Genomic DNA, 3,712 nt, shown 5'->3' with positions numbered 1-3,712 from the left:
CGTGACGTACGTCCGGTCGTCACCGGCCGCCAGACCCGGCATCACCGACACGTCGAAGGCGAAGAACAACCCCGCCATCAACCCCATCGCGACGGTGGCACCGGCCAGCACCGGACCGGCCGCCCTGCTCTGTCCGACAGTCTGCACCGAACTCCCCATCCCCATACCTCCGATGGCCGACGGCACGGAGTACGACGGCGAAACCGCGGTCTGATCCGAACGCATCTCAGGACCCCTTCACTCTCCCGGCCCGCGGGCTGCGGCGCCGACGAACGTGCTGCACACGACACCGCCCACCGTGCGGTGCGCCGCGCAACGGAAGCGCGACAACCGGAACCCCGCCCCGCAGGACGGCACTTGCCTCGTCTTGCGGCGCCCTGGCCCGGCGGCCACACCCGGTCCGGCCCGTCCGCATCCGGAGCCGCACCCCGACCCGAATGCCGCATCCGGAGCCGCACCGCCGTGCCCGGCCGCACCCGGCACCGCCCAGCCACACCGGCCACACCAGCCGCACCGGCCGCACCGGCCGCACCCGGTGGCGCCGCCCGCGGCGCGGACCGGTCGTGTGCCCGGCTCAGAGCACCGGCGCCAGGCTGCGCCGGTACCGCCGTTCCAGCACCGTCCGCCCGATCAGCCGCACCGGGGCCGGGATGGTCGCCGAGACCGCCCGGACGGAGGCCGCGTCCGCTCCGTCGAACATCCAGGGCTGCAGGTAGGTCATGACCTGGGTCGGCGCGCTCTGGATGATCCGGCGCTCCACCCGCAGGTACTCGTCCACCGGCAGGCCGGCCAGCGCGGGGAACACCACCGGTTCCTCGTGTCCCAGGTGATCGCGCACCAGGGTCTCGAACGCCTTCGCGGCCTCCGGCAGTTCGGCGCGCAGGCCGGAGCCGAGCACCCCCGCCACCCGCCGCATCGACCGGTCCAGCGCCTCGTGGTCCTCCTCCAGGACCCCGCCGCCGTCGAAGCCGGCCACCCGGCCGCGCAGGTACGGCCAGAGGATCTCGTCCTCGCTGTGGTGGTGCCAGTCGATCACCGCGCGCAGCCGCCCGAACCACTCCGCCAGGGCCGCCGTGGATCCCGACGAGCCGCGCGCGGCGGCGGCGCTCAGCCGCGCCGCGTCGCGGCGCATCGCCACGTGCATCAGGCCGAAGCCCTTGATGTGGCCGGGCAGTGTCCTGATGCCCTGCTCGCTCGACCAGACCGTTGTGCCGTCCGACATGACCAGACCTCCAGAGTCCGTTCAGGTTCCCTTCCGACGCCCGCCCGGCGGCGGCCGGTAGGGGCCACCCGGGACGAGCCGGTTCACACGTTCCACACGCCCGAGGCGGCGGCCTCACGGGCGTAGTCCCCGAAGTCCCGCGGCTCACGCCCCAGCGCCCGCCGCACCCCGTCACCCAGCGACGCGTTGCGACCGTCCAGGATCACCGAGAACAGCTCCGCGAAGTCCGCCGGCAACCCGGCCTCCTCCAGCACCCGCCGGTACGACTCCGGCGACACCGCCTCGAACCGCACCTCACGACCCACCGCCCCCGACAACTCCACCGCCACATCCGCGAACGACAACAACCGCGGCCCCGTCAGCTCGTACACCTCACCCGCGTGCCCCGCCTCCGTCAACGCCGCCACCGCCACATCCGCGATGTCCTCCACGTCCACGAACGGCTCCACCGCACCCCCCACCGGCAACGCCAACTCCCCCGCCAGCACCGGCTCCAGGAAGAACGACTCACTGAAGTTCTGGTTGAACCACGCACACCGCACCACCGTCCACGCGGCCCCCGACTCCATCACCGCCTTCTCCCCTGCCTCCGCCGCCTCCTCACCACGCCCCGACAACAGCACCAGCCGACCCACCCCCCGAGCCGCCGCCAGCCGCGAGAACGCCCCCACCGCCTCCACCGCACCCGGGAACGCCAGATCCGGGTAGTACGTCAGGTACGCCGCACTCACACCCTCCAGCGCCGCCTCCCACGTCCCCTCGTCGTTCCAGTCGAACGGCACCGCACCCGACCGCGAACCCACCCGCACCCCGTACCCCAGGGCCGTCAGCCGGTCCGCCACCCGACGACCCGTCTTGCCCGTACCACCCACCACCAGCACGACACCGGCATCCGTCGAAAGATCCACCACACCAGCCATCACGATCACCCTCATTTCGAAGACACGGAGGAATCACAGGAGTCCGACTTGCCGTGGGCGCCGCTCGCGTCCGATCGGTTCGTCGTCGTGGCACCATTCAAATCCCCCCGGGTCCGGCGAACCATAGCCACCGCACTCAGCTCCATGCGCGAGCGTCTACACCGCTCACCAGCGACGCTCCGCCCACCCACGGTCGCCGTCCCGCCTGCGGCCACGGCCCCCGCCACCCACCACAACACAGCCCACCGACGGCCGAAAGCTCTTTCCAGCCCCCTTCGACCCCTCCTCGACCACCGGCGGAAACGGCTGCGGAATTCGGGCCGAAGGGCCGGGAAGCGGATCCGCACAGCCGGCCGCGTCTGCGGAAATCCGGGGCGGACGGGGGCGGGGAATGCGGCCGGAACACGACGAAGCCGGGGCCGGCGCCATCAGGCGCCGACCCCGGCTTGCGGTAGTAGCGGGGACAGGATTTGAACCTGCGACCTCTGGGTTATGAGCCCAGCGAGCTACCGAGCTGCTCCACCCCGCGTCGGTAAGACCCACTCTAGGCGACAGCCCGGCGAATACGAAATCGGTTTTCCGACACCACCGAACCACGCCACCGAACGGCGACACCGCCGGGACAGCACCGCGACGGCACCGGGGCCGCGCCGGACAACAGGCGCAGTCGCACCGAGGCGCGCCGGCGCACCCCGTCGCAGAACCGCGAGGTCGGCGAGGTGATCATCGAGCACACCGGAAGCACGCGGTGGCGGAGGACGACGCGGAGGTCCGGCACCGGCTCCAGCTGGGTGCCGGGCCTGCCAGGCAGTCCTTCGGGGTGTCGACGCCTTTCCGGCGCGAATGAAGGAGCGCAGCGGATCGCGACGGGCAACGGTGCGCACCGGCGGTTCTCCGCCGGTCAGCGACCGCCCCGAATTCCGTGCCGGCGCCGAGCGTGAAACACGTCCTGATCGATGTCCCGAAAGGGTGTCGACTCCCCGGTGGGCAAGAGAGAAAACCCGCCTGTACCCGAAGCGGTCCACCGGTGTGGAGGTCACGTGATCCCGGCCGGGATCGCCGGAGCGCGCTTCGAGTTGCGCTGCGGTGTCTCCAAGTGTCCTTCTCGACCTTCGACATCACAGCAGGTCAGAAGTGTGAGACAGCCGTGAGACAGCCTCCCGGACCGGTCCTCGACTTCGGCCGGCGGCCCGACGCCCCTACAATTCACCCCTGGCGCCGAGGCAACGGCCTTCACGGGGGGCGCACACGACGGCGTGCTCGGGGGGTCGAGTGCGGATTCGACGCCCGACCGGGCGGGACTCTTCCGATTCCGGCCACATCCCGATTGGTGACACCGTTCCGTGAGCCTCTCCGAAGGCCGGAATCGGTGTCCCAGTCACGATGCCGGTCGATCTCGAATCGGGAAACAGTGCGAGCAACAGTGGAGGCGGTTCACGCACGGCTGGTTCGCCGCCGGCGGCGGTCGCCGGTGCCGTGGCTCGCGGACTACAACACCGACGTCCCGGCGCCGACCGGTCCCTGACCGGTCGGAAGGGCGCGGACCCGGCGGCCAGTCTCATATAAACAT

General features: G+C 71.3%; 2 protein-coding genes and 1 tRNA gene. All 3 read right to left on the bottom strand.

The window, feature by feature from the left end; genetic code table 11:
* Positions 1-574: 574 nt before the first annotated feature.
* Complete coding sequence (locus ACFV04_RS43520) at positions 575-1,222, bottom strand: hemerythrin domain-containing protein (protein WP_360269152.1); 648 nt, start codon at positions 1,220-1,222, stop codon at positions 575-577.
* Positions 1,223-1,305: 83 nt separating this feature from the next.
* A complete protein-coding gene (locus ACFV04_RS43515) occupies positions 1,306-2,157 on the bottom strand; it encodes an NmrA family transcriptional regulator (protein ID WP_380536613.1) in 852 nt (283 codons plus the stop codon).
* A gap of 440 nt (positions 2,158-2,597) precedes the next feature.
* Positions 2,598-2,671 (bottom strand) — tRNA-Met (locus ACFV04_RS43510).
* Between the last annotated feature and the right edge of the window lie 1,041 nt (positions 2,672-3,712).

This window comes from Kitasatospora sp. NPDC059599, assembly GCF_042735125.1.
GTDB lineage: Bacteria > Actinomycetota > Actinomycetes > Streptomycetales > Streptomycetaceae > Kitasatospora.
The sequence above is the reverse complement of the archived record's forward strand: the minus strand, read 5'-3'. Positions and strand labels throughout refer to the sequence as shown.